Origin of the sequence: Micromonospora sp. M51 (assembly GCF_018070305.1) — a bacterium.
Classification (GTDB): Bacteria; Actinomycetota; Actinomycetes; order Mycobacteriales; family Micromonosporaceae; genus Micromonospora; species Micromonospora parva.
In genome coordinates this window covers 1-23,632 of the sequence record NZ_JAGPXZ010000006.1, presented here as the reverse complement: position 1 = coordinate 23,632, position 23,632 = coordinate 1, and the positions used below count along the sequence as shown (strand labels likewise).

Annotated in this window: 16 protein-coding genes; 11 read left to right on the top strand and 5 right to left on the bottom strand. The window is 71.7% G+C overall.

All coding sequences use genetic code 11. From position 1 onward, the window contains the following. Positions 1-28 precede the first annotated feature (28 nt). The 4 genes from KBX53_RS00925 to KBX53_RS00910 are packed head-to-tail and all read left to right on the top strand — an operon-like array spanning position 29 to position 4,302. Complete coding sequence (locus KBX53_RS00925; protein ID WP_210857498.1) at positions 29-1,180, top strand: Gfo/Idh/MocA family protein; 1,152 nt, start codon at positions 29-31, stop codon at positions 1,178-1,180. Then, positions 1,177-2,328, top strand: coding sequence for a dihydrodipicolinate synthase family protein (locus KBX53_RS00920; protein WP_210857497.1), 1,152 nt, complete (start codon positions 1,177-1,179; stop codon positions 2,326-2,328). The genes KBX53_RS00925 and KBX53_RS00920 overlap by 4 nt, the downstream gene beginning before the upstream one ends. Continuing rightward, entirely contained in the window at positions 2,325-3,128 is an 804-nt protein-coding gene (locus KBX53_RS00915; protein ID WP_030327382.1) for a sugar phosphate isomerase/epimerase, read from the top strand. Before KBX53_RS00920 ends, KBX53_RS00915 begins: the two co-directional genes overlap by 4 nt. Continuing rightward, positions 3,121-4,302 (top strand): hypothetical protein, encoded by a 1,182-nt coding sequence (locus KBX53_RS00910; RefSeq protein ID WP_210857496.1) that lies wholly within the window; start codon positions 3,121-3,123, stop codon positions 4,300-4,302. The genes KBX53_RS00915 and KBX53_RS00910 overlap by 8 nt, the downstream gene beginning before the upstream one ends. Here KBX53_RS00910 and KBX53_RS00905 read toward each other — a convergent pair. Together KBX53_RS00905 and KBX53_RS00900 are read right to left on the bottom strand one after the other, a co-directional pair. Then, the gene (locus tag KBX53_RS00905) at positions 4,299-4,823 is read right to left on the bottom strand and encodes a hypothetical protein (RefSeq protein ID WP_210857495.1); all 525 of its coding nucleotides are present in this window, start codon (positions 4,821-4,823) and stop codon (positions 4,299-4,301) included. The genes KBX53_RS00910 and KBX53_RS00905 overlap by 4 nt on opposite strands. Then, the gene (locus tag KBX53_RS00900) at positions 4,810-5,247 is read right to left on the bottom strand and encodes a MarR family winged helix-turn-helix transcriptional regulator (RefSeq protein ID WP_210857494.1); all 438 of its coding nucleotides are present in this window, start codon (positions 5,245-5,247) and stop codon (positions 4,810-4,812) included. Before KBX53_RS00900 ends, KBX53_RS00905 begins: the two co-directional genes overlap by 14 nt. A gap of 338 nt (positions 5,248-5,585) precedes the next feature. On the opposite strand from KBX53_RS00900, the gene KBX53_RS36955 reads away from it, so the two are divergent. Further along, positions 5,586-8,639 carry a S8 family serine peptidase gene (locus tag KBX53_RS36955; protein ID WP_210857493.1) on the top strand — a complete coding sequence of 1,018 codons (3,054 nt, stop codon included), beginning with the start codon at positions 5,586-5,588 and terminating at the stop codon, positions 8,637-8,639. A gap of 212 nt (positions 8,640-8,851) precedes the next feature. Here the strand turns inward: KBX53_RS36955 and KBX53_RS00890 are convergent, their stop codons facing one another. After that, positions 8,852-11,434, bottom strand: coding sequence for a ThuA domain-containing protein (locus KBX53_RS00890; RefSeq protein WP_210857492.1), 2,583 nt, complete (start codon positions 11,432-11,434; stop codon positions 8,852-8,854). Positions 11,435-11,623: 189 nt separating this feature from the next. Between KBX53_RS00890 and KBX53_RS00885 the strand changes: the two genes are divergently transcribed. Together KBX53_RS00885 and KBX53_RS00880 are read left to right on the top strand one after the other, a co-directional pair. Then, positions 11,624-16,129, top strand: a complete 4,506-nt coding sequence (locus tag KBX53_RS00885) for a WD40 repeat domain-containing protein (RefSeq protein WP_247674928.1) — start codon at positions 11,624-11,626, stop codon at positions 16,127-16,129. Between the two features lie 31 nt (positions 16,130-16,160). Then, positions 16,161-17,501 (top strand): triacylglycerol lipase, encoded by a 1,341-nt coding sequence (locus tag KBX53_RS00880; protein ID WP_210857490.1) that lies wholly within the window; start codon positions 16,161-16,163, stop codon positions 17,499-17,501. Between the two features lie 30 nt (positions 17,502-17,531). Here the strand turns inward: KBX53_RS00880 and KBX53_RS00875 are convergent, their stop codons facing one another. Then, positions 17,532-18,659, bottom strand: coding sequence for an NAD(P)/FAD-dependent oxidoreductase (locus KBX53_RS00875; protein ID WP_210857489.1), 1,128 nt, complete (start codon positions 18,657-18,659; stop codon positions 17,532-17,534). Between the two features lie 94 nt (positions 18,660-18,753). Between KBX53_RS00875 and KBX53_RS00870 the strand changes: the two genes are divergently transcribed. Continuing rightward, on the top strand, positions 18,754-19,407 hold the full coding sequence (locus KBX53_RS00870) for a TetR/AcrR family transcriptional regulator C-terminal domain-containing protein (RefSeq protein WP_309140685.1): 654 nt from the start codon (positions 18,754-18,756) through the stop codon (positions 19,405-19,407). A 62-nt stretch (positions 19,408-19,469) separates the two neighbouring features. On the opposite strand, the gene KBX53_RS00865 is transcribed toward KBX53_RS00870, so the two are convergent. Further along, a complete protein-coding gene (locus tag KBX53_RS00865) occupies positions 19,470-21,017 on the bottom strand; it encodes an NAD(P)/FAD-dependent oxidoreductase (RefSeq protein WP_210857487.1) in 1,548 nt (515 codons plus the stop codon). Positions 21,018-21,185: 168 nt separating this feature from the next. Here KBX53_RS00865 and KBX53_RS00860 point away from each other — a divergent pair, with 168 nt between their 5' ends. The 3 genes from KBX53_RS00860 (at position 21,186) to KBX53_RS00850 (ending at position 23,539) form a co-directional block, all read left to right on the top strand. After that, positions 21,186-22,412 (top strand): hypothetical protein, encoded by a 1,227-nt coding sequence (locus tag KBX53_RS00860; protein WP_247674926.1) that lies wholly within the window; start codon positions 21,186-21,188, stop codon positions 22,410-22,412. A 33-nt stretch (positions 22,413-22,445) separates the two neighbouring features. Next, positions 22,446-22,886 carry a hypothetical protein gene (locus KBX53_RS00855; protein WP_210857486.1) on the top strand — a complete coding sequence of 147 codons (441 nt, stop codon included), beginning with the start codon at positions 22,446-22,448 and terminating at the stop codon, positions 22,884-22,886. An 80-nt stretch (positions 22,887-22,966) separates the two neighbouring features. Next, the gene (locus KBX53_RS00850; RefSeq protein ID WP_030327402.1) at positions 22,967-23,539 is read left to right on the top strand and encodes a GNAT family N-acetyltransferase; all 573 of its coding nucleotides are present in this window, start codon (positions 22,967-22,969) and stop codon (positions 23,537-23,539) included. Positions 23,540-23,632 lie beyond the last annotated feature (93 nt).

The following is a 23,632-nucleotide window of genomic DNA, read 5'->3' as shown; positions in this document are numbered from 1 at the left end:
GCACGACCAGCACGACGGAAGGAACACCATGACCCGCAGGTCGATCGGCATCATCGTCAACGGCGTGACCGGACGGATGGGCTACCGGCAGCACCTCGTCCGGTCGCTGCTGGCCATCCGCGAATCCGGTGGTGTGGCGCTGGCCGACGGCACCACCATCTGGCCGGAACTGGTACTGGTCGGGCGCAACGAGACGAAGCTCCGGGAGCTCGCCGAGCGGCACGGACTGACCGACTGGAGCACCGACCTGACCTCGGCGCTGGCCCGCGACGACATCGAGATCTACTTCGACGCGCAGGTCACCCAGCAGCGGGAGAAGGCGATCCGGCAGGCCATCGAGGCCGGCAAGCACATCTACACGGAGAAGCCCCTGGCCGAGGACACCGCGGCCGCGCTCGACCTGGCCCGGGCGGCGGACGCGGCCGGCGTACGGAGCGGTGTGGTGCAGGACAAGCTCTTCCTGCCCGGTCTGCGCAAGCTCAAGCGTCTCGTCGACGGCGGCTTCTTCGGTCAGATCCTGTCGGTACGCGGCGAGTTCGGGTACTGGGTCTTCGAGGGCGACTGGCAGCCCGCGCAGCGGCCGTCGTGGAACTACCGGGCCGAGGACGGCGGCGGCATCGTGGTGGACATGTTCCCGCACTGGCACTACGTGCTGGAGGAGCTGTTCGGCACTGTCAACGCGGTGTCCTGCGTGATCGCCACGCACGTGCCCGAGCGGGTGGACGAGGCCGGCCACGCGTATCCGGCCACCGCCGACGACGCCGCGTACGCCATCTTCGAGCTCGACGGCGGGGTGATCGCGCAGATCAACTCGTCGTGGACCGTGCGGGTGTACCGCGACGAGCTGGTGGAGTTCCAGGTCGACGGCGTCGAGGGCAGCGCGATCGCCGGCCTGCGGTCCTGCCGGGTGCAGCACCGGGCGGTCACCCCGAAGCCGGTCTGGAACCCGGACCTGCCGGCAACCGAGGACTTCCGCGCCCAGTGGGCCGAGGTGCCGGACAACGAGGAGTTCGACAACGGCTTCAAGGTGCAGTGGGAGGCGTACCTGCGGCACGTCGTGGCCGGCGAGCCATTCCGGTGGGACTTCCTGGCCGGCGCGCGTGGGGTGCAGCTCGCCGAGCTGGGGCTGCGCGCGGCCCGCGAGGGCATCCGCGTCGAGGTGCCGGAGCTGCGCTCATGACCGCGGCCGTGGTGCTGCCGGGTGGGCGACGGCACCGGTTCGCCGGGGGGAGCGGCTTCGCCCGACCGGACGCGTCGGCGACCAGCCGGATCGCGTACGCCGCCGCGCACGTGGTCGCCGATCCGGGCGCGGAGAACGTGCCGGGCGCCCCGGCGGCGGTGGACTGGGACACCACCCTCGCCTTCCGGCGGCACCTGTGGTCGTACGGGCTGGGGGTCGCCGAGGCGATGGACACCGCCCAGCGGGGGATGGGGTTGGACTATCCGGCGACCCGGGAGCTGATCCGGCGCAGCGCCGCCGAGGCCCGCGCGGTGGGTGGGCGGATCGTCGCCGGGGTCGGCACCGACCAGTTGCCGGCCGGTCCGGCCACCCTGGCGGCGGTCAGCGCCGCGTACGCCGAGCAGCTCGACGACGTGCGGGCGGCCGGCGCCCGGCCGGTGCTGATGTGCAGCCGGCACCTGGCCGCCGCCGCGCGCGGCCCGGAGGACTACCTACTGGAGGACGACGAGCTGCTGAGCGCCGCCGACGAGCCGGTGGTGCTGCACTGGCTGGGCCCGATGTTCGACCCGGCGTTGACCGGTTACTGGGGTGCTGTCGACCTGAGCCTGGCGGCCGACACGGTCATCGAGCTGATCAAGACCCACCAGTCCACAGTGGATGGCATCAAGGTGTCGCTGCTGGACGCCGACCGGGAGATCGCGTTGCGCCGTCGCCTGCCGGCCGGGGTACGCCTCTACACCGGTGACGACTTCCACTACCCGGAGCTGATCCGGGGCGACGAGGTGGGTCACTCCGACGCGCTGCTCGGGGTGTTCGCGGCCATCGCACCGGCCGCCGCCGCCGCGCTGGCCGCTCTGGACCGGGGGGACCTGACGGCGTACGACGAGATCTTCGCGCCCACCGTGCCGCTGGCCCGGCACCTGTTCGCGGCGCCGACCTGGCACTACAAGACGGGGATCGTGTTCCTGGCGTGGTTGGCCGGGCACCAGGACCACTTCACCATGGTCGGTGGCGCGCAGTCCGGGCGGTCGCCGGCGCACCTGGCCACACTGCTCACCCTGGCCGACGCGGCCGGGCTGCTGCCCGACGCCGAGCTGGCCGCCGCCCGCGCCCGGGCCCTGTTCACCGTGGCGGGGGTGGCACAATGAGCCTGACCCGCTTCTCGTTCAACCAGGCCACCGCCCAGCGTTGGCCGTTGCCGGAGGTGGTGGCTGGGTGCGTGGCGGCCGGCGTGCCGGGTATCGGCCTGTGGCGGGAGCCGGTGGCCGAGTACGGGTTGGCCCGTTCGGCGAAACTGGTCCGCGACGCGGGTCTCGCCGTCACGTCGTTGTGCCGGGGTGGGTTCTTCACGGCTGACGACTGGCGCGCGGAGAACCTGCGGGCCATCGAGGAGGCGGCCGTCCTCGGGGCCCCGGAGCTGGTGCTGGTGTCCGGTGGGTTGCCCGCCGGCAACCGGGACATCGACGGCGCCCGGCGTCGGGTCGCCGACGCGATCGGCGAGTTGGCCCCGCACGCCGAGGCCGCCGGGGTGCGGCTGGCCATCGAGCCGCTGCACCCGATGTTCGCCGCCGACCGGTGCGTCATCAGCACCCTGGGTCAGGCGTTGGACATCGCCGAGCGGTTCGACCCGGCGGTGGTCGGCGTGGTCGTGGACGCGTACCACGTCTGGTGGGATGACACGGTGTACGCGCAGGTCGCGCGAGCCGCCGACCGGATCGCCGCGTTCCAGGTCTGCGACTGGGTGACCCCGCTGCCGGAGGGGGTGCTGCTCGGCCGGGCATTGCCCGGCGACGGGTGCATCGAGCTGCGCCGGCTGCGCGAGGCGGTCGACGCGGCCGGTTACGTCGGCCCGATCGAGGTGGAGGTCTTCTCCGCCGAGGTGTGGGCGCGTCCGGGCGCCCAGGTGCTCGACGCGGCGATCGCCGGGTACCTGCGCCACGTTGTCTGACCTGCCCGAACGGCGGTGGCCGGCGGCGGTCGGCGCCTGGCTGGGCATTGGCACCGCACCCGCCACGCTGGTGCTCGGCGCGGCGATGGCCGCCCGGCACGGCGGCGCGGTGCCGGTGGCCGGGCTGCTGATCGGCGGGGCGCTGATGGCGGCCCTGCTCTGGGGACAGGGCCGGATCGGTCTGCGCCGGCCGCTCGGCGACGGTGCGCCGTTGACGGCGGTGCTGCCCGCGTACCTGGGGGACACCTCGCGGCTGCTGCTGGCGGCGGTGCTGACGGCGTCGATGATCGGGTGGAACGGGTTCAACGTCGGCCTCGGCGGGGCGTCGCTGGCGGCGCTGACCCACCTGCCGGCCTGGGCCGGGCCGGCGTTGCTGGAGGTGGCGGTCCTCGCCGTCTCGTGGGCGCCGGCCCGGCTCGGCAACCGGGTCGCGGTGCTCACCACGCTCAGCGCTGTGGTGCTGGTCGGCTGGTGCCTGACGGTGCTGCCACCACCGGGTGCGCCGGTCCGGCTGGCCGCCGGTGGGCTCGTCGACGCCGCGGCGCTGATCGGGTACGCGGCGGTGTTCGCGCTGCGCGCGCCGGACTTCAGCGTGGGTCTTGCCCGGCGGCGGGACCTGGCCTGGTGCGTGGGGTTGTTGGTCGGGCCGGCGTTGCTCGGCGTGCTCGCCGGTGCCGGCCTGTGGCTGCGCACCGGCTCGGCCGACGTGGTGGCGTTGCTCGCCGCCGGCTCGGGGCTGGCCGGGTACGCGAACCTGTTCGTCGCGGTGGCGGTCTTCGCGGCGGCGCTGACCACCACGTACTCCGGTTCGTTGGCGTTGCGTGGCCTGGCTCCCCGGCTGCCGGTGCGGGCGGCGATGCTGCTCGTCGCGGTGCTTGGCGGTGTGCTGGCGGTGGCGCGGTTCGACCGTCTGGTGCTGCAGTGGTTGACGGTGCTGGCCGCCGCGCTGCCGGTGCTGGTGGTGCCGATGGCCGTGGAGGCGGCGGCCCGTCGGCGCGGTCGGGTCCCGCGTACCGTGCCCGCCTGGTGCTGGGTGCCGCCGGCGCTGCTCGCGGTGGCCTGCACGCTCGCCGGCGTGGGTGCCGCCCCGTTGCTCGGGCTGGCCCTCGCCGCGGCCTGCACGGTGCTCTGGCGCCGCCGAGGTGGCGGAGGCCACTCGGTTGGTGGCGCTTAGCGGGTGGCGTGCGAGCCGTGGTCGCTGACCTGGGCATCGAACCAGTGGTGCAGGGCATCGCGAAGCGCCGCGTCGTCTGTGGCGTAGGTGACGCGCGCGCCGCCGGGAACCGCCTCGTACGTGATGGTGATCCGCCCGCCGTGTGCCCGAAGCGTTGCCAGGCCCGGCATCTCGGCGCCGTGGATGCGGGCGGGGTCGCTGAAGTCACCGCGCCGGACCCGCTCGACCTCGGAGCTCAGGTGGTGTTGGACCAGGGTGACCTGGGTGGTGTCCTGGGGGTCGTCGGCGACCACGGTCTGCACGCCGCCGGTGTCGCTCTTCGTGAAGCGGTGCGTGGTGCGTTCCAGGTCGAACGGCATGACGGAAGCCCCTCGATCGGCGACGTCAGCCTGCCGATCGGAGGTGGTCGTTGTCGGTATCGACGGCGCGGAGTCGTCGGCGCAACCGCCGGTCAGCGTGGCGGCGGCGATGGCCGCCAGGAGGAGAGCCCGATGGGGGCGAGGGCGGTCAGAACGGTTCACCGGTGGCCTCCGCGAGGGTCTGGAGCGCACGCACCACTGCCGCGCGCTGGTCGTCGGGCACGCGATCGAGCAGGGCGGTGAGCCGGGTCCGACGGGCATCGGCCTGTCGGGTGGCGCCCGTGGCGCCCGCGGGAGTCAGCAGAAGCAGAACGCCACGACCGTCACCCTCGGCCGTCTCTCGGTGCACCCAGCCCCGGTTGACCAGGTTGCTGACCAGGCGGCTGACGGTGCTCTTCTCCAGACGCAGCCGGCGAGCCAACTCCACCTGCCGGATCTGCCCCTCCCGAGCAATCTCCACCATGGCGTGCGCCTCCGACATGGGCAAGGGCTGCCCGCAGGGTGTCCGGTCCGGCTGATGGAGGCCGAAATTGCGGACGAAACGCATCAGTGCTTCCTGCGCCGCGTCGAGCTCACCAGCCTGCATGGTTCGACAATACAACCAGATGGTTCGGCCGATCAACCATTGTGGAGAGCCGCGTCGGAGCCTCTTGGGAGACCTGCTGGACGGTCACCCCTCCGTCGGGCCGACTCTGACCGGGGCGTACGCCCTGCGCCTGCGAGGTCCGGAAAAAGTGATCTAGGCGCGGCCGGCAGAACGTGATCTTATACGCACCGGCGATCCGTAACACCGCGCAAACCATCGATTAACCATCGGCGGCTTAGGTGGGGGAGCGCTCCCATGAGCGGGTCGCGTTCGATGAACAGCTCCACAAGGGAGCAACCGAAAGGAGCCTCGTGGCTACAGGCACGAGCAGAGACAGGGTGCGAAGACTAGCGATACCGACGCTGGTCTTCGCCCTGATCGCCGGCACCGCCGGCATCGCGGGACCGGCGTCGGCGGCCCCGGCAGGAACCAAGGGCGGCGGCGCGGGCGGGTACTTCACCCCCGGGTCCGACAAGAAGGTCATCCTGACCGACGGCGCCGACCGCCGACCGGGCGGCAGGAACGCGGCCGAGCAGCAGGCCACGGCGGACGAGAGCCGCCCGGGCAGGTACATCGTCGAACTGGCCGAGGAGCCCCTGACCTCGTACGCCGGTGGTTCGTCCGGGCTGGCGCGAACCCGCCCGGAGGCGGGTGACCGGCTGGACGTGACGTCCGCGCCGGCGCGGGCCTACCGCAGCCACCTCGACGCGCAGCGCAACGCCGTCGCCGCCGCCGCGAAGGTCCAGGTCACCGCCGCGTACACCACCGCCTTCAACGGGTTCTCCGCGAAGCTGACCACCGAGCAGGTGACAGCGCTGCGGGCGGACAAGCGCGTCCGCGCCGTCACCGCCTCACGGGCGCTGGGCACCCCGACGCCCCCGCCCACCGCTCCGATCGCGACCACCCCGGCCACCGCCACCCCTGAACAGCGGGACCAGTCGGCGGGAGCGGACACCGCCGGCAGGCCGGACACCCCCGGCAAGCCCGGCAAGCCTGGCCCCGGTACCGGCGCGGGCATGGTGATCGGTGTCCTGGACACCGGCATCTGGCCGGAGAGCGCGTCGTTCGCCAAGAAGATGCCCGCCCCCGCGAACTGGCGCGGCACCTGCCAGACCGGTGTCGCCTTCGTGGCCGAGCACTGCAACGGCAAGATCGTCGGCGCGCGGTACTTCGCCGACTCGTGGCTCGCCTACGGCGGCACCGTGCCCGAGGGTGAGATGCTGTCTCCCCGCGACGTGTCCGGGCACGGCACGCACACCGCCTCCACCGCGGCCGGCCTGCCGCTGCCGAACGTCACCATCGACGGTCGCCGCTTCGGCCCCGTCTCCGGGGTGGCCCCGGACGCCCAGATCGCCGTCTACAAGGTGCTCTGGGGTGGCATGGGCTACGACGCCGACATCATCGCCGGCATCGACGCGGCCGTCGCGGACGGCGTGCAGGTCATCAACTTCTCGATCGGCTCCCAGCTCGGCGACTGGGAGGCCAACACCCCCATCGGTATCGCGTTCCTCAACGCCACGCTCGCCGGGGTCTTCGTGGCCGCGTCCGCCGGCAACACCGGCATCGTGAGCGGGGCCATCAGCAACGCGGCACCGTGGGTGACCACTGTCGGCGCGGCGGTGACCAAGCTCGACGAGGCCACGATCAAGCTGGGCGACGGCACGAAGCTCGTCGGCGGTTCGCTCGACGCCCTGCCCGGTGGCGACTCGCTGCCGATGGTCTTCGGTGACCAGGCCGGCTCGCCCGACCTGGGCGCGGTCTACTGCGAGCCCGGCAGCCTCGACAGCGCCAAGATCAAGGGCAAGGTCGTCGCCTGCGCGCTGTCCGACATGTTCGGCTCCGCCGCCGAGATCAAGGCCAAGGGCGGGGCGGCGATGGTGGTGTTCGACCCGGTCGGCAACTACCGGATCAACTCCATCTTCAACTTCCCGGTGGTCTACCTGCCCACCGAGAAGCAGGCCGGCACCCTCTTCAACTACCTGATGCGCCACCCCACCGACGCGAAGGCCTCAGTGCGCAGCGGCGGTGACGGCTCCAGCGTCCCCGGCCTGCCCAGCGTGGCGGACTTCTCCTCCACCGGCCCGGACAAGGTGACCTTCGGCGTCTTCAAGCCGGACCTGGTCGCACCGGGGTCTGACATCATCGCGGCGGTCTCTCCGGCGGGCAACTTCGGCCGGAACTACGACGCGTACTCCGGCACCTCGATGGCCTCGCCGTACGTGGCCGGCGCGGCGGCGATCCTGCGCGCCACCCACCCGGACTGGTCGCCGGGCGCGGTCGCCTCCGCGCTGCGGACCACCGCCACCGACACCGTCGGCACCACCGACCCGCTGGAGCAGGGCAGCGGGTTCATCAACCTGGCCAAGGCCACCGACCCGGGCCTGGTCATCCAACCGACGGCTGCGGACCTGACCACGTTCAGCGAGACGGCCCAGCCCGACGGCAAGGAACTCAACCTTCCGGCCGTCTCGCTGCGCGAGTACGACGGCACCCGACCGGTGACCGTCACCCGCACCCTCACCAACGTGGGTAAGACGAAGGAGACCTACCGTTCGTCGGTGTCCGGCCTGCCCGGCATGAGGGCCACCGTGTCGCCGTCCTCGGTGACGCTGGCACCCGGCGCGTCCGCGACCGTCACCATCACACTGCGTCGCGGCAGCGCACCCTGGGACCGGTACGTGACCGGCTCGATCACCTGGCAGGGCAAGGCACACAGCGCCCGGATCCCGGTCGCCGCCCGCCCGTGGGGCATCACCCCCCGGCCGTACGCCGACGACGGCGAGGAGTTCGGCCGGATGACCAACGGTGCGTTCGGCTCGCTCCAGCCCGGCTTCACCGGACCGTTCGTCGGCCGTAGCACCGGTTACACGCCGATGCGGCGGACGTCGTACTCGATGCCGGCCGGCGTCTACGGCGGCGTGTTCGACCCGAAGGCGACCGGTGTGAAGAAGGTCGACTTCACAGTGCCGGCGAACACCGCCGGCATCGTGCTCGAGACCACCACCGACGATCCGAACACGAACCTCGACCTGTACCTGTACAAGGGCGACAAGCTGATCTACAGCAGTGACAGGTACTGGACCAGCACCGAGCAGGCCTACAAGTTCCTGCCCGAGCCGGGGCGCTACACGGCGTACGTGTTCGCGCAGTACCCCGGCGGTCCCGTCGTTGACTTCCAGCTCGGGCACGCCATCATCGGGCGCAACACCACGTACGCGGGTGCCACGTTGGAGGCTCCCGCCAGTGTGGAGCGCGGCCTGACGTACTCGTTCAAGCTGAAGCCGACAAAGCCGCTGGCCGACGGCGACTTCTGGGCGTACACCGAGTGGAGCACCAACGGCACCGTCGTCCCCGGCAACCTCGTCTACACCCAGCAGAGTTCCTGGGAGTAGACCGTTGTGAGCTGTGGGGCGGTGCCGTCGCGCACCGCCCCACAGTCCGCGTCCGGATCAGTCTGGGCGCGCACCGTTCGGTGAGCAACACCGTCGTGCGACCGCCCGGTCGGTGCGCCCGCGCTGCTCGGCGAGTGCGGGCAACTCGGTGTTGCCGGCGAGCTGCCACCGGTGGTGGGCGGAGAGCGACCCCGCCCACCACCGCGTGACGGTCAGCTGACCGTGATGGTCAGGTTGATCGAGCGCGTTTCCCCACTGCTGTAGGTGGTGGTCACCCGAGCGGTGAAGGTGCCCCTGCGGGGGTAGGTGTGGGCGATCGAGCGCAGCGTCGCCCCGTGCGTGACGGCGCTGTTGTCACCGAAGTCCCACGCGTAGTCGGTGATGCTCTGCCCGGACGGTGCCGTCGCGGTGGCCGTCAGCGTGGTGTTCAGCGTTCCGGTGCCGCTGGCCGGGTTCGCCGCCAGTGACAGCGTCCCGCCCGGCTCCTGCTTGACCCCGGCGCCGTTGAACCGTAGCCAGTCCAGGGCGAGCAGGTCCGGGGTGCCACCGGTCTGGGCGGCGTTGACGAACTTCGCGTACAGGGTGGTGGTGCCGGTGGGCTTGTTGGTCAGCGTGACGGTGGGGGAGACCAGGTTGTCCCACCCGCCGGTCGAGGCGACGGCGGCCGTGCCGATCAGCGTGCCGGTCGGCGAGCCGGTGCGCAGCTCGATGGTGCCACCGAGACCGCCGTTGGTCAGGCCGAGGGTCACCGAGCCGACGTTGCGCAGGTCCACCGGCCCGTACGCGACCCAGTCGTTGTGGTCGACGTCGCCGAGCCGCTTGCCGGCGCGGGCGGTGGCCCGGTCGTTGACGGTGACGCCGGACTGGGCGCTGAAGTGCTCCGCCTCCTTGCTCTTCGGCTGCAACTGGACACGGGTCGAGCCGGTCAGCGCCGGTACGCCACCGGCCGCGCCGCCGTCGGTGTACTGCGCGGTGATCAGGGTGTAGAGGTTCTGCCCCGGCCCGTGGCCGTCACCAGCGTCCGCCTCGGTGGAGAGCAGCCCCGAGCAGCCGGTGTAGACGTCCAACGGGTGGGCGTGCTGGTCGTGCCCGAGCTGCGTCTGCACTGTCACCTTGGCGCAGTCGATGGTGGCGAAGTTGTAGTCGTTGAACGGGACGTTGTTGCCCACGCAGTACGGCCAGCCGAAGTTGCCGGCGCTGGTGATCCGGTTGAACTCGACAGTCCCCTCCGGGCCACGGTTGGGGTCGGCGGCGCGGGCGTCCGGGCCGTAGTCGGCCACCAGCACCGCATTGGTCTGCGGCTCGATGGTGATCCGGAACGGGTTGCGCATGCCCATCGCGTAGATCTCCGGCCGGGTCCTCGCGGTGCCGGCCGGGAAGAGGTTGCCGCTGGGCACTGTGTACGTACCGTCGGATTGTGGGGTGATCCGCAGGATCTTGCCGCGCAGGTCGTTGGTGTTGCCGGCGGTGCCCTGGGCGTCCCAGGCGGCGCGGCCGGCGCGTTCGTCGATCGGGGTGTAGCCGCTGGAGGCGAACGGGTCGGTGTTGTCACCGATCGCCGCGTAGAGCCGGCCGGCGCCGTCCATTGCCAGCGACCCGCCCATGTGCGAGTTGGCCCGGCCCTCGCCCCGGTAGGTGGGGACGGCCAGCAGGCGTTTCTCCGAGGAGAGCGCGACGCTGTTGTTGGCGACGGTGAACCGGGACAGGTTGAGCTGTTTGAGGGTCTTGTCCGACCAGAGCAGGTAGATCCAGCCGTTGCTGGCGAAGTTGCGGTCCAGGGTCATGCCGAGCAGCCCGTCGGACTGGTCGGTCATCGCCGAGGTGTACGCGAAGTCCAGCAGCGTGGTGACCTGGAGCGTGTCCTGGTTGACCACCTTCAGCGCTCCGGTGCGCTGGATGTAGTAGACCTTGCGGTCCGGGCCGACGGCCAACTCGAACGGGTCGGCCAGGTTCTCGGTGACCAGGCCCACCCGTTCGAAGTTGCCGGTCTTGGTGGCCGAGCAGTCACCGGCGACCGCGCCGGCCGCCCACTCGATGCCGTAGCGCAGGTGCTCGAGGAAGGTGGCGCTGCTGAACTGGGAGCTGGCGTGCCCGCCGGCGGTGAACCAGGACCGGCCGCCGTCGTAGCGCTGACACCAGGAGTACGCGTGGTCGACGCCCTCGTCCAGGCCGTTGATCCCGTCGCGCACCTTGATCTGCGCGAGGGTGTGCACTTTGCCGGTCGGGTTGGTCCGCCAGTTGTACCACTCCTCGCTCTGCTCCCAGAGCTCCGGCAGGTTGCGGGTGGAGGGGTGCGCCCGGTCGAGCACCTTGACCCGGCCGGGGAACGTGCCACCGGTGGCGGAGAAGTCGGGGTGGTAGTCGAAAATCGTGCCGACCAGGCCCTCGTACCACTGCCAGTCGCGTTCGCTGGCCGAGGCGGCGTGCAGGCCGGCCCAGCCGCCGCCGTTGCGGATGAACGTCTGCAACGCCGCCCGCTGGCTGGCGTTGAGCAGGTCGCCCGAGGTGGGCAGCGAGTTGGTGTTGTTGAACACGAGAGCGTCGAAGGTGGCGAGGTTGGCGTCGGTGAACGCCGCCGCGTCGGTGGTGGCGACGACCTCGAAGTTGTGGGCGGCGCCCAGCTGCTGGATCGCGGCGATGCCGGCCGGGATCGAGTCGTGGTAGAAGTTGGTGATCTTGGAGAAGACCAGCACCCGGAAGCGCGGGGCGGCCTCGGCGGGCAGGGCGGTGGTGGTGCTCACCACGGCGGCGACGGCGAGCAGGATCAGGCAGAACGCGCGGAGGTGTCGGGGCATGGGGGCGCTCCCTGTTGGACGGTGAGGGGTCGGAAAGCGCTTTCTCGCTGCCCGCATCACGGTACTGACAGCCAGTGACAACCGTCAATAGCGCTCTGGTAAGCGGTTTCCCGCGCCGTTGCGGCTGGTGACCTTTGCACTACGCTGCTTCCTGCGAGATGCGGCGATGAGGAGTACCGGTTGACCGACATGCGCGGCGACGGGCCGGAACGGCCCTGGGGTGAGCTGGTGACGGTCATCATGGACAGGTACGACGCGCTTCCGCCGCTGCGTCGGATTCGTCCGGAGGTGGAAGCGGCGGCGGCCGTCCTGGCTCGCACCGGTTTCATTCGCGCGGCCAGCGACCTTCCCCGCGACGGGCTCGCCGCCAGCGTGAAGGAAGCCATCCGCGAGTGGTCCCCGGACCCGCGCCGGCTGGTGGTCTACTGGGCCGGTCACGGCAAGGCCGTGCACGGCGGCGAGTTTTTTCTGTGCTGCCGGGACACCACCGGCCCGGAGCCGGCGCAGGAGACCGCGATGTCGGCGCGGCGGCTCGGTGAGCTGCTCGCCACGAAGGACGTCGCCGAGATCGTCGTCCTGGTCGACGCGTGCGGCGCCGGTGGTGCTGCGGACGAGATCGTCGACGGGTTCCGCCGGCAGGCGGAGCGTCGCGTCGCGGCCGGTGGCGGCCGGCCCAACATCGCGGTGATCAGTTCCGCGAGCCGGTTCGAGGTGGCGAAGGAACTCGTCTTCTCCCGGGCGCTCGCCGAGGTGCTCAGGGATGGCCCGCCACCGGATCCGTCGTACCTGCCGTGGACCGACCGGGACCGGCACATCACCCCGAACGAGCTGGCTCAGGCGCTGCGGGTGAAGCTCGCGAGCATTGATGCCGGCCGGATCCTGCAGACCCCCGACCATGACATGGCGGGCATGGTGGGCCGGTTCTTCCGTAACCCACGGCACCGCGGCTGGCTGCCAGACGTCAACGTCGACGAGCAGCGCCAGCGAAACGCGTTGCTGCCGGCGGACGTCGTCGAGCACTTCATGCTCAAGTTCCGGGGCATCGATGCCGGAGACGACCAGGGGTGGTATTTCACCGGTCGGCACACCGTACTGCGACGGATCGTGGCCTGGCTCAACGACGACCGGCCGGGCATGCTCGCCGTCACCGGGTCCCCGGGGTGCGGCAAATCGGCAGTGCTCGGTCGGCTGGCGATCCTGTCGGTCCCGGACTACCGGCAGGAGGTGGAGATCCACGGTGGCCTCAGCGGGGTCCCGGTGGACACCATCCCGACAGCCGGGTCGATCCACGCGGGAGTGCACGCCAAGAACAAGGCCATCCTGGACTGTGTCAACGAACTGTCCGAGGCCCTGAACATCACCGCGCCCAGCCGTGGTTGGCAGACCGCGAGCGAGTTCGTGCACCGGGTCAGCGAGGTTCGCCGTCACCGGGCGACGATCCTGCTGGACGCGCTGGACGAGGCACAGCACCGCGACATCCGCCTGATCGCCTCGGAACTGCTGCGACCGCTCGCCGATCTGCCCGGCATCAAGGTCCTCGTGGCTACCCGACCGGACCGCTCGGGTGACCCGGTGAGCGCCGAGCAGGGGCACCGGCCGTTGCTGCGTGCCCTGGGGGTGAGCGACGACCAGGTGATCTGGCTGGACCGCGATGCCGACCAGGACGCGGACATCGCCAGCTACTCGTTCCGGCGGCTGACCCACACCGCAGGCTCTCCCTACGTGGGACGCGACGGCGAGGCCCGGCGCGCGGCGGAGGAGATCGCCGCCCACAGCAACGGCGTGTTCCTCTTCGCCCGCCTCCTCACCCGACGACTCGCCCGGATGCCGCAGGTAGCGGACCTGGGCTCGCCGCAGATGCGCAGCCTGCTCAGCGGCAGCGTGGTCAATGCCTTCGCCGAGGACCTCGCCCGCTTCGGCGACCACGAGCGCAGGGTCCGTGACCTGCTCACCCCGCTGGCGTGGGCGGAGGGCGCCGGGCTGCCGCGCCGGGACGTGTGGCTCACCCTCGCCAACGCCGTCACCGACGGCGGTCGGTACACCGAGGCCGACCTGCACTGGTTGATGGCCAACGCCGGCGCGCACCTGGTGGAGTCGAGTGAGGACGGCCAGGCCGTCTACCGGCTGTACCACCAGTCGTACAACGACTACCTCCGACGGGGCACCCAGACCCGGCGGGTGCAGGCGCTCATCACCAGGGCTCTGGTCGGCCTGACGACGATCGATGGCGTCCGTCGCTGGCCGGACGCCAATCCGTACGTCCTGCGGCACCTGGCGACGCACGCCGCTGCCGGTGACAGCCTGCCGGAACTCGTCGACGACAGCGCCTTCCTGCTCTACGCCGAGCCGACCCGGCTGTGGCGGGTCCTGGCCGGTGTCGACCACCGCGATCGGCCGTTGGTCCGGCTCTACTGGCGCACCGCCGCCGATTTCCCGGACATGTCCACCGCGCAGCGCGCCGCCGCGTTGCAGTCGGTGGCCCTCGCGCACGAGCCGGAAGCCCTGCCGCTGTTGCACCCGGTCGACGAAGTCCCCTGGCGGGGCCTGTGGGGCCGGGGCGAGCGCAGCGCCTTCCACCGACGCCTGGCCGGGCACACCAGCGCGGTGACCGCGGTGGCGATCCGTGAGGTGTCGCGCGACGTGGTCATCGCCACGGCCAGTGGGGACGGCACCGTCCGCGTCTGGGACACGACAGGCAACCACCGGGCGACGCTGCGGGGGCACCGCGCTCCGGTGCTCGCCGTCGAGATCGTCGCCGTCGACGGGCGGAACTTCGTCGCCACCGGTGGCGCCGACGGCACGGTGCGGCTGTGGGACCTCACCACCGGCGCGCAGGAGGCGTCGGTGAGCCACGCCGGCGGTTGGGTGCACGCGCTGGCGGCGGTCACCCTGCCGGACGGGCGGGCGTTGCTCGTCGGCGGCGACGAGGCGGGCAGCGTGCGGATCTGGGGGCTGCCGGCCCTGAACCTGCATGCCACCCTGCCGGACCATCTCACGACGGTGCGGGCGATCGTGACGGCCCAGGGCCGGGACGGCCGCTTCCTCATCGTCACCGGCGGCGACGACGGCCGGGTACGCCTCTGGGACCCCGAGGGGTGGGTCCTGCTGCGGACGTTGGGGACCACCGGTTGGATCTACGCGTTGGCGGCGGCCACCATCGGCGGTCGGCTCCTGCTGGCCACCGGCGGTGCGTTCGGCACGGTGACGCTGTGGGACGCGGGGACCGGCGAGTCCCACGTCAGCTGCACCGGTCACACCGGAGCGGTCAACGCGCTCGCCTTCGGTGAGATCGACGGCCGGACGGTGCTGGCCACCGCCGGTGACGACGGCGGTGTGCGCCTGTGGGACCCGGTGAGTGGCTCCGCGCTGCGCACGCTGCGCCATCCGCCGTCGGTGTACCACGCCGAATCCGACTGGGGCGGCGAGGGCCGCCGGATGCTGGCACTCGAAGGGCCGGAGGGGCCCGGCGATGAGCAGGAGCCGCGCGACAATCCGCCCGGCGACCGGGAGTCGATCCTCGCCCTGGGATTCAACACGGGTCGGGGGCCGGCGGTGCTGGCCACCGGCGGTGCCGACCGCACCTTGCGGCTCTGGGAGACAGTGACGTCGACCGGCGGCGCCACCCGGGACGACGGCAGGTTCACCACCAGCGCGGTGTTCACCCGGATCGGGTCCGAGCACGTGCTGGTGACCGGCGGCCGTGACGGGCGGGTGCTGGTCTGGGATGCGATGACCGGACGGGTCCGCCAGCCCATCGTCGGGGTCGGTGCGGTGAACGCCCTGGCGGTCACCGAGCTGGGTGGCCGGCCGGTCGTCGCCGTCGCCGCCGGCCAGTCCGTGCGACTGTGCGACGCCGCCACCGGCGACCTGTTGGACGCCACCCGTGGGAACGCCGTGCTGTCCGTCATGGCGGTGGCGTTCTGCGACCTGGGGGAGGGCGTTCTGGTCGCCTACACGGGCGACCTGGGGCAGCTTGTGCTGTGGTCTCCGGCGACGCACGAGAGGTGGACAGTGCAGACGGCGGGCGGTCGGGTCAACGCCCTCGCCGTCGCCGTCCACGGGGACCGGAGGGTCGTGGTGACGGTCGGCTTCTCCGACACCGTCGAGCTGCGGGATCTCGGTGGCGAAGAGGTGCAGCTGCTGGCCGGGCACAAGGGCTACGTGCGGGCGCTCGCGGCCGGTAACCTTTCCGGCCGACCAGTGCTCGCCACCGGCGGGCAGGACAACAACGTCGTGCTCTGGGACGTCGAGCGGGGCGAAAAGATCCACACCCTGCGGGGGCACGGGGAGGCGGTGAACGCGCTCGCCATCGGTGAGATCGACGGGCGCACGGTGCTGGCTTCGGGCGGCGACGACCGCACGGTGCTGCTCTGGGATTGCCGGACCGGCCAGCGTCTGGCCCAACTGACCACCCAGACGGCGGCGGTACGCGCACTGACGATCATTGAACGTGACGGTCGGACGCTCCTGGCCAGCGGCGGCGACGACGGGGTTCACATGGTGGAGCTGCGGCGACTTCCGGCACCGCCCGAGCAGAGCGGGGCGACGGGCGGCCGCCGGCAGCGCGTCCCGGCGGATGGGCCGGTCTTCGCCCCGGAACCGGAGCCCTCCTCCATGGCGGCGACGCCGACCCCGCCGGAAGAGTCAGAGGGTCGGCGACGCCGCACCTGGACGCCCTGGCCCCGAGGGAACTGAACCATCCGAACCATCCGAGCGGAGGAGCCGCATGCCCACCCGTGACCTGGTCGTCATGGTGCCCGGGGTGACGGGGAGCGTGTTGACGCTGCCCGGGCGGGGCGACGTCTGGAATCTGTCCTGGCCCACGGTCGCCCGAGGCGCTGCGGCGTTCGCCCGTACCGTCGAACTGCTGCGCCTTGCCGAGGGTGCGCCGGACACGGACGGCCTGCGGCCGGCGGGTGCGGTTCGCGGTCTCCACCTGTGGCCCGGGTTCTATGGCGGCCCCGGGTACGACCGCCTGCTGCGACAGCTCACCGATGCCTTCGGCCCGGCTCTGCGGGTGTTCAGCTACGACTGGCGTCGGTCGAACCGGCACACCGCGAGGCTTCTGAACGAGCACGTACGGTCCTGGTTGGACGAGTGGCGGCGCGGCGCTGGCGGCCCGAGCGCCAAAGTCGTCTTCGTCTGTCACTCGATGGGCGGGCTCGTCGCCCGGTACCTCATCGAGGTGCTGGGTGGCCGGGAGCTGACCCGCCGACTGGTCACACTGGGCACGCCCTACCGCGGCTCGGTGAACGCGGTGCGGGCGTTGACCGGCGATGCCTTCCGGCCACTGCGTTCGCTCGGCTGGGACACGCTGCTGACCGACGTCACGCGGACCTTCCCGTCACTGTACGAGCTGCTGCCGACGTACCGTTGCCTGGACGTGGGCGGAGGACCGACGAACGTGCGGGCCGCCGCCCTGCCGGGGCTGCCGCCGGACGCGGTGGCGTCCGGACTGGCCTTCCACGACGAGATCGCCGCGGCGGTGCGGGTGAACGGCCGTCCCGAGTACACAGTTCACGCCGTCGCCGGCAAACGCCAGCCCACCTGGCAGAGCGTGACCGTCGACCGGGACGGCCTGTCGTACGGGAAGGCCTACCAGGGTCGGGACTATCTGGGCGACGGGACGGTGCCGCTGTTCAGTGCCGTGCCACCGGAGTGGGCCACCACCGAGGAGGCGACCTGCTTCGCCGAACGACACGGCCCGCTGACCGCGTCGCGTCGGGTGCTCGACGTGATCCTCGACAAGATCGATCCCGTCGACCTGGGAGAGATCCTGGCGCCGCCGGTGGAACTCGGCCTGGACGTGCCCGAGGTGGCGGTGGCGGACACGCCGCTGCCGGTGGTGGTGACCGCCGATCGGCCGGACCTGCTCCTGCACGCCCGACTCGAGTGCCCGGACCGCGGCGAACCGGTCGCCGTGACCATGTTGCGCCCCGACGGGCACTGCCGTTACGACGGCTACCTTCTGCCGCCGGTGGGGACCTGGCGCATGGTCGTCGAGGCGGTGGCCGAGGTTCCTCCGGTGGTCATCTCCGACCTCGTCTTCGTGGCACCGGCGGGTTGAACGGCCGCTTCCGGGGTGGGACAGCCGTTGTCAGTCCGCGTGTGCCGGTTCCGCCGGCCGGGTGAAGAAGCGGACGATGTCGTCCGCCGCGGTAGGGGACAGCATCATGGCCTGGACCCGTGCGGACATCTCGGCGATCGGGTGGATCCTGGTGAACATCGACTCTTCGTACCCGCGGATCGCCGCGTTCGGGTCGGCGGGGCTGCCGGCGAGCTGGCCGGCGAGTTCCGCCGCGTCGAGCATGGCCTGGTTCGCGCCCTCGCCGACCGGCGGCATGAGGTGCGCGGCGTCGCCGATGAGGGTGACGTCCGGCCGGTTTGCCCAGCGCGTGCCGGTAGGCATCGCCTCGATCAGGCGTCCCGTCGGTGGGCTGTCGGCGGCCTCGATGAGTGCGGTGAGGCGGGGGGCCCAGCCCGCGAACATCTCCAGTAGGGCGCGCTTGCTGCGGTACGTGTCGAGGGGCTGTTCCGGCGCGCGCAGTGAGATCCCGACCCGGAGGCTGCCGTCGCCGAGGCGTTGGGCGGCCAGGATCTGGTTCGCGCCGACGCACCACAGGTTCCCGGGGCCGACCAGCTCGGCGAGGTCGGGATGACGCCGGTCGACGTCCTCGACGCTCAGCTCCACCAGGGTCGCCACATAGGACAGCGCGACGTCGGTCAGCAGCGGGCGGACGACCGAGCGCGCGCCGTCCGCGCCGATGAGGATGTCGCAGCTGGCCCGGTGGCCGTCGTGGAACGTCAGATCCCAGCCCCCGTCGGGGCATGCGGTCGCCGCGACGAGCCGGTGCCCCCAACGAACCGTGCCGCTGGGCAGGGAGTCGAGCAGGAGATCACGCAGGGCGCTGCGGTCGATTTCGGGTCGCCCGGAGAATGAGCCGGGTTGCGGCACGTGGTGCACCAGGGTGCGCCCGGTCGGGTCGAGGATGCGATGTTCCTCGCCCTCGGGCCGCGCCGCCGACTGGAACCGGTCGGCGAGACCCGCCTCGGCCAGTGCCAGCTGCCCGGACTCCGGATGCAGGTCGAGGGCGCCGCCCTGGGGGCGCGCGGACCGGCTCGCCTCGCGGTCGTACACCACCGCGTCGATGCCGTGCCGGTGCAGGATCCGGGCCAGCGTCAACCCGCCGAGGCCACCACCGGCGATCGCGATTCGCGTTCTCATGGCGCTACCGTACACTGTATTTGTGGATACGCCGTACGGTAGTGAGCCGTTGTCAGTGTGGGAGCGGCCCGAACCTCAACCGAGGGCGGCGCCGGTGCCGTTGAGCCGGGACAAGATCGCCGCTGCGGCGATCCGGCTCGCCGACGCGGGCGGCCTCGACGGGCTGTCGTTGCGCAAGATCGCCAAAGAGCTCGGTGTGGGCCCGATGCGGCTCTACGACTACGTGACCAACAAATCCGAACTGCTCGACCTCATGGTCGATGTCGTCTATGCCCGGATCGCCGAGGTGGCCCAGCACGCGCAGTGGCGCGCCACGGTGCTGGCCATCGCCCACGCGACCCGTGACGCCGCCCTCGCGCACGAGTGGTTCGCCGACCTGCTCGGCGGGCGGCCGCACCTGGGGCCGCACGCGCTCGCCGTGGGCGAGGCGACCGCCGCGGCGCTCAGCAAGGCCCCTGCCGTGCGTGACATCGACGACCTCCAGCGAGCCGTGGGCGCCCTCAACGCCTTCCTCGTCGGAGCGGTCCGCAGAGAGGTCACCGAGCGCCGCACCACCCGGTCCACCGGCACCGACCTCGCCGCCTTTCAGGCCCGCCTCGGCCCCTACCTCACCCGCATGTTGACGACCGGCAGGTACCCCACAGTGGCCCGGCTCGTCATCGACGGCGCGCACCTCAATGCCGAGGAGACCTTCCACCACAACCTGACCACCGTCCTGGACGGCATCACCGGCGAACCCCGCAGGTGACCCACCGCCGCGATGGCACTGCCGACTGAGCGTCGGCTCGTTTCGTGAGGCCTGCGCCGGCTTCACGCGGGGGGAGCCGCCGCGGAGGACCGCTCGTCCGACCCGCCCGGCGCGCTGATCGAGGCCGCGATGACCCGGCTGGGCACCACCGGCGCGTCCCGTCCCGTGCCCCGCCGGTTGTCGCCGCCAGCGGATTCCTCGTGATAGTCCTGCTCCACGTTGACCGACCAGATGTCGTGCGTACTCCCGGTGGCGATGTTCTCGACGGTGAGCATCGCGGTCAGCATCGAGTGGTCCTGGTTGTTGTAGCGGTGCATGCCGTTGCGGCCCACCGGATGCACGTTCGGCACCGCCTCGGCCAGCCAGGCCCGGATCACCTCCACGTTGTGCTGGTAGCGCTCGTCGTACACCGGGTAGGCCTTGGGCATCCGCACGACGTAGCCGGCCTCCACCACACCGGGTCGGACCAACCCCAACCGCTCCAGCTCCGCGGTGGCCAGGGCCACCAGATCGGCATCCGGGGTACGCCACATCTCGTCGTCCTCGAACACGAAGTACTCCAGGCCCAGGCAGGTGCGGCCGTCCTTCACCAGGTACGGCGACCAGGAGCCGAAGTTCTGGATCCGGCCCACCCGCACCTCCGGGTCGTGCACGTAGATCCAGTTGTCCGGAAACGAGAACTCCGCCGGCACGACCAGGGCGACAGTCAGGAAGTCGCGGTAGCGCAGGTCGGCCGCGCAGGCCCGGACCTCCGGCGGGGCCGGCGGGTGCAGCGCGGCCACCAGCTCCGAGATCGGCATGGACGAGATCACGTGGTCGGCCGCCTCGGTGCGCTGCCCGCCCGTGCCGTTGACGGTCACGCTGATCGCCCGTCGGCGGGCCGGGTCGCGGTGCACGGCGGTGACCCAGCTGCCGGTGGACAGCTGCCCGCCCCGCTCGCGGACCCGCTCGGCGCAGCGTTCCCACATCATCCCCGGCCCGTACTTCGGGTACTGGAACTGCTCGATCAGGCTCGTCACGTCGGTGCGCCGACGCCGGGGCAGCAGCGCGTTGCGGATCGCCGTGGCCAGCGACAGGTTCTTGATCCGTTGCGCCGCCCAGTCGGCCTGCAACCGGTGCGCCGGCATACCCCAGACCTTCTCCGTGTACGTCTTGAAGAAGATCGAGTACAGCCGCCAGCCGAACCGGGCCGACACCCAGCCCTCGAAGTGCGACTGGTCGCGTGGTGGTCGCAGCCGGGCGCGCGCGTACGATCCGAGGCAGCGGGCGGCCTCCGGCAGACCCAGGTTGCGCAGGGCGTTCATGGCGCTCAACGGGTAGTTGAACAGGGCTCCCCGGTAGAAGATGCGGCTCATCCGGGGCCGGGTCAGGAAGTCCTCGTCCGGCAGGATCTCGTGCCAGAACGCCTCGACCCGGGGCACCTTCGTGAAGAACCGGTGCCCGCCGATGTCGAACCGCCACCCGTCGCGCTCGACGGTCCGGCTGATCCCGCCGACCACCTCGTCGGCCTCGAACACCTGGACCGATCGGCCGTGCCGGAGCAGCTCGTACGCCGCGGTGAGCCCGGCCGGCCCCGCGCCGATGACCACCGTGCCGATGTGCTCGCTCATGCTGACGCGCTCCCCCTGCTCACCGCCATGGTTGAGGCGCGGCGTCTACCCGTTCTGCGCAGAATGTCACACTTGATGGCGGCTGGTCCTCGCTTCGGCGGGGCGCGCGGCGGCGTACCACGAGAAGAGCGACTCCCCACGCGGCCGGGGAGCGGGGGAGCGGGGCGGATGGACCGGTGGCGCACTGGCACGACGGCGCTGGCCGCCCGGGCGATCGTGGCCGGCCGCGGCGCGGCGCGCCTGGCCCGTCGGGTGCCGGCGCCCTGGCCGTACGTCATTGCCCTGTTCCTGGGCGCGAAGCTGCTGCTCACAGTGCTCGGGCTCCTGGTCCTGCACGCCTGGGACGGCGTGCCCGGCGCCCCGCCGCCGGACGAGGCGTTGATGTGGGCGCAACAGCGGGAGATCTCCGGGCACCGGTGGATCTCCTTCTGGTTCGCCTGGGACTCGCTGCTCTACCTGCGGCTGAGCACCCTGCCCCTGACCGAGCCGTGGCGAGACTTCGGCTTCCCCCTGCTGTACCCGTTCCTGGCCCGGCCGATCGGCGCGCTGCTCGGCGGCGACAACGCCCTGGCCCTGCTGCTGATCAGCAACGTCGCGTTCCTGCTGGCGCTCTGGTACGGCTACCGGCTGGCCGAGCTGCTGCTCGGCGACGCGCGCGCGGCCCGCCGGTTCACCCGGTACCTGGTGCTGCTGCCGACGGCGTTCCTGTTCCAGGCCGCATTGACCGAGTCGCTCTTCGTCTGCCTCGCGTTGGCCGCCTTCTACTACGCCGAGCGGAGGCGGTGGCTGCTGGTCGGGGTGGTCGGCTACTTCCTGGCGATGAGCCGCTCCGTCGGCCTGCTCGCGGTGCTGCCGCTGGCTCTGGTGCTGCTGCGCCAGCACGACTGGCGGCTGGGCCCGCGCGCCCTGCTCGGCTACCTGCGGATCGGGTGGCCGTTGTTGCTGCTGCCCGCCGGGTGGTTCACCTTCATGGCGTACTGCCGGTGGCGGGGTGGGGACTGGTTCGCCTACCAGCACGCGCAACAGACCGGGTGGGGGATCGAGGTGCAGAACCCGGTGCCGGTGCTGCTGAACGGGTTGACCGGGGAGCCACGCGACGCCGCCCGGGTGTGGTTCGCCGTGGCCGTCCTGGGCGTGCTGGTCGCCGGGTTCCGCCGCCGGGAACTGGCCTACCTGGTGTACGGCGTCCTGATGGTGCTGGTGCCGCTGTCGATGGGGCCGCCGGTGTACAAGAGCCTGCTGCGCTACCTGCTCGCGGTCTTCCCGGTGGCGCTGGTGCTGGCCCGCTGGGCCCGGCACGCCAGCGTCGACGTGTGGCTGACCGCGACGCTCGCCGTGGTGCAGGGCGTGCTGTTCGTGCTGTGGCTCAGCTACTGGACCCACATGATCATCTGATTGGGCGGACCGCCGGCCGGGCAGGATGAGCGGATGACCGAGTCACGGGTGCGCCTCGACGACCTGGGCGCCTGGCTGATCAAGGGCAACGCTGACCTGGTCGACCTCACCGCCCGGTTCGCCGCCGAGCCACTGGTGACGAGTTGGTGCGTCCGCCCCGGCTATCGGGCGCGGCTGATGCGCGCCGGGCACCCGGTGATCTTCTGGGCCAGCGGCAGCCGGGCCCGACTGCCGTACGGGGTGTGGGGCGTCGGACGGGTCACCGGAGCGGCCACGCCGAGCGCTGCGGGGCAGCAGTGGTCAGTGCCGCTGGACCTGCCCATCCTCGCCGCCGGGGACCGGGTGCCCCGCACCGTGCTGCGCGCCGACGACCGACTCGCCGACCTGGAGGTGTTGCGTCAGCCGCAGGCCGCCAACCCCTCCTACCTGACAGTGGCCCAGTTCGCCGCCCTGCGCACCCATCTGCCACTGTGAGCGCGAGGGCGGCCGCGCCTCGCCGGAACTGCCTGTGCGAACCTGTCACCGATGTTCGGAGCGAACTGAGTGGAGGCCCGGTGTTCGCAGTGCCGCTGACCGAGGACGTCGAGCTGCGCCCGCTGGAGCCGTGGCGGGCCGAGGAGTTCCTCGCCAACCTCGACCGGGCCCGGGAGCACATCCAACCGTGGGTGTCGCCGACCTTCGTGGCCACCGACCTTGCGTCGGCCCGCGCGGTCCTGCAGCGCTACGCCGACCGCTGGGCCAGCGACAGCGGCGGCATCTGGGGGCTGTGGTGGCGCGGCACCCTGGTCGGCGGGGTCCTGCTCGTGTCGTTCGACGTGACCCGAGGTGTCTGCGAGGTCGGCTGCTGGGTGGAGCCGGCAGCCGAGGGAAAGGGCATGGTCGCACCGGCGGTCCGCCGGCTCGTCGACTGGGCGGTGCGCGAGCGCGGCATCCAGCGGGTGGAGTGGCGCACCAACGCCGACAACACCCGCAGCAAGGCCCTCGCCGGTCGGCTCGGCCTGCGCCTGGACGGCACGCTCCGCCAGGTCGCCCCCGGCCCGAACGGCCGGATCGACCTCGAAGTCTGGTCCGTGCTGGCCGACGAGTGGTTGGCCGGATCGAGCGGGACGCCGGCCACTGTCCACTGACGACGCATTTCTGTCGTACCCGGGCGACACCATGCATCCATGGCCGTCCCCGCGCTCACCCCTCGTCCCGACCCGCCGCGTTCCGTGCCGCTG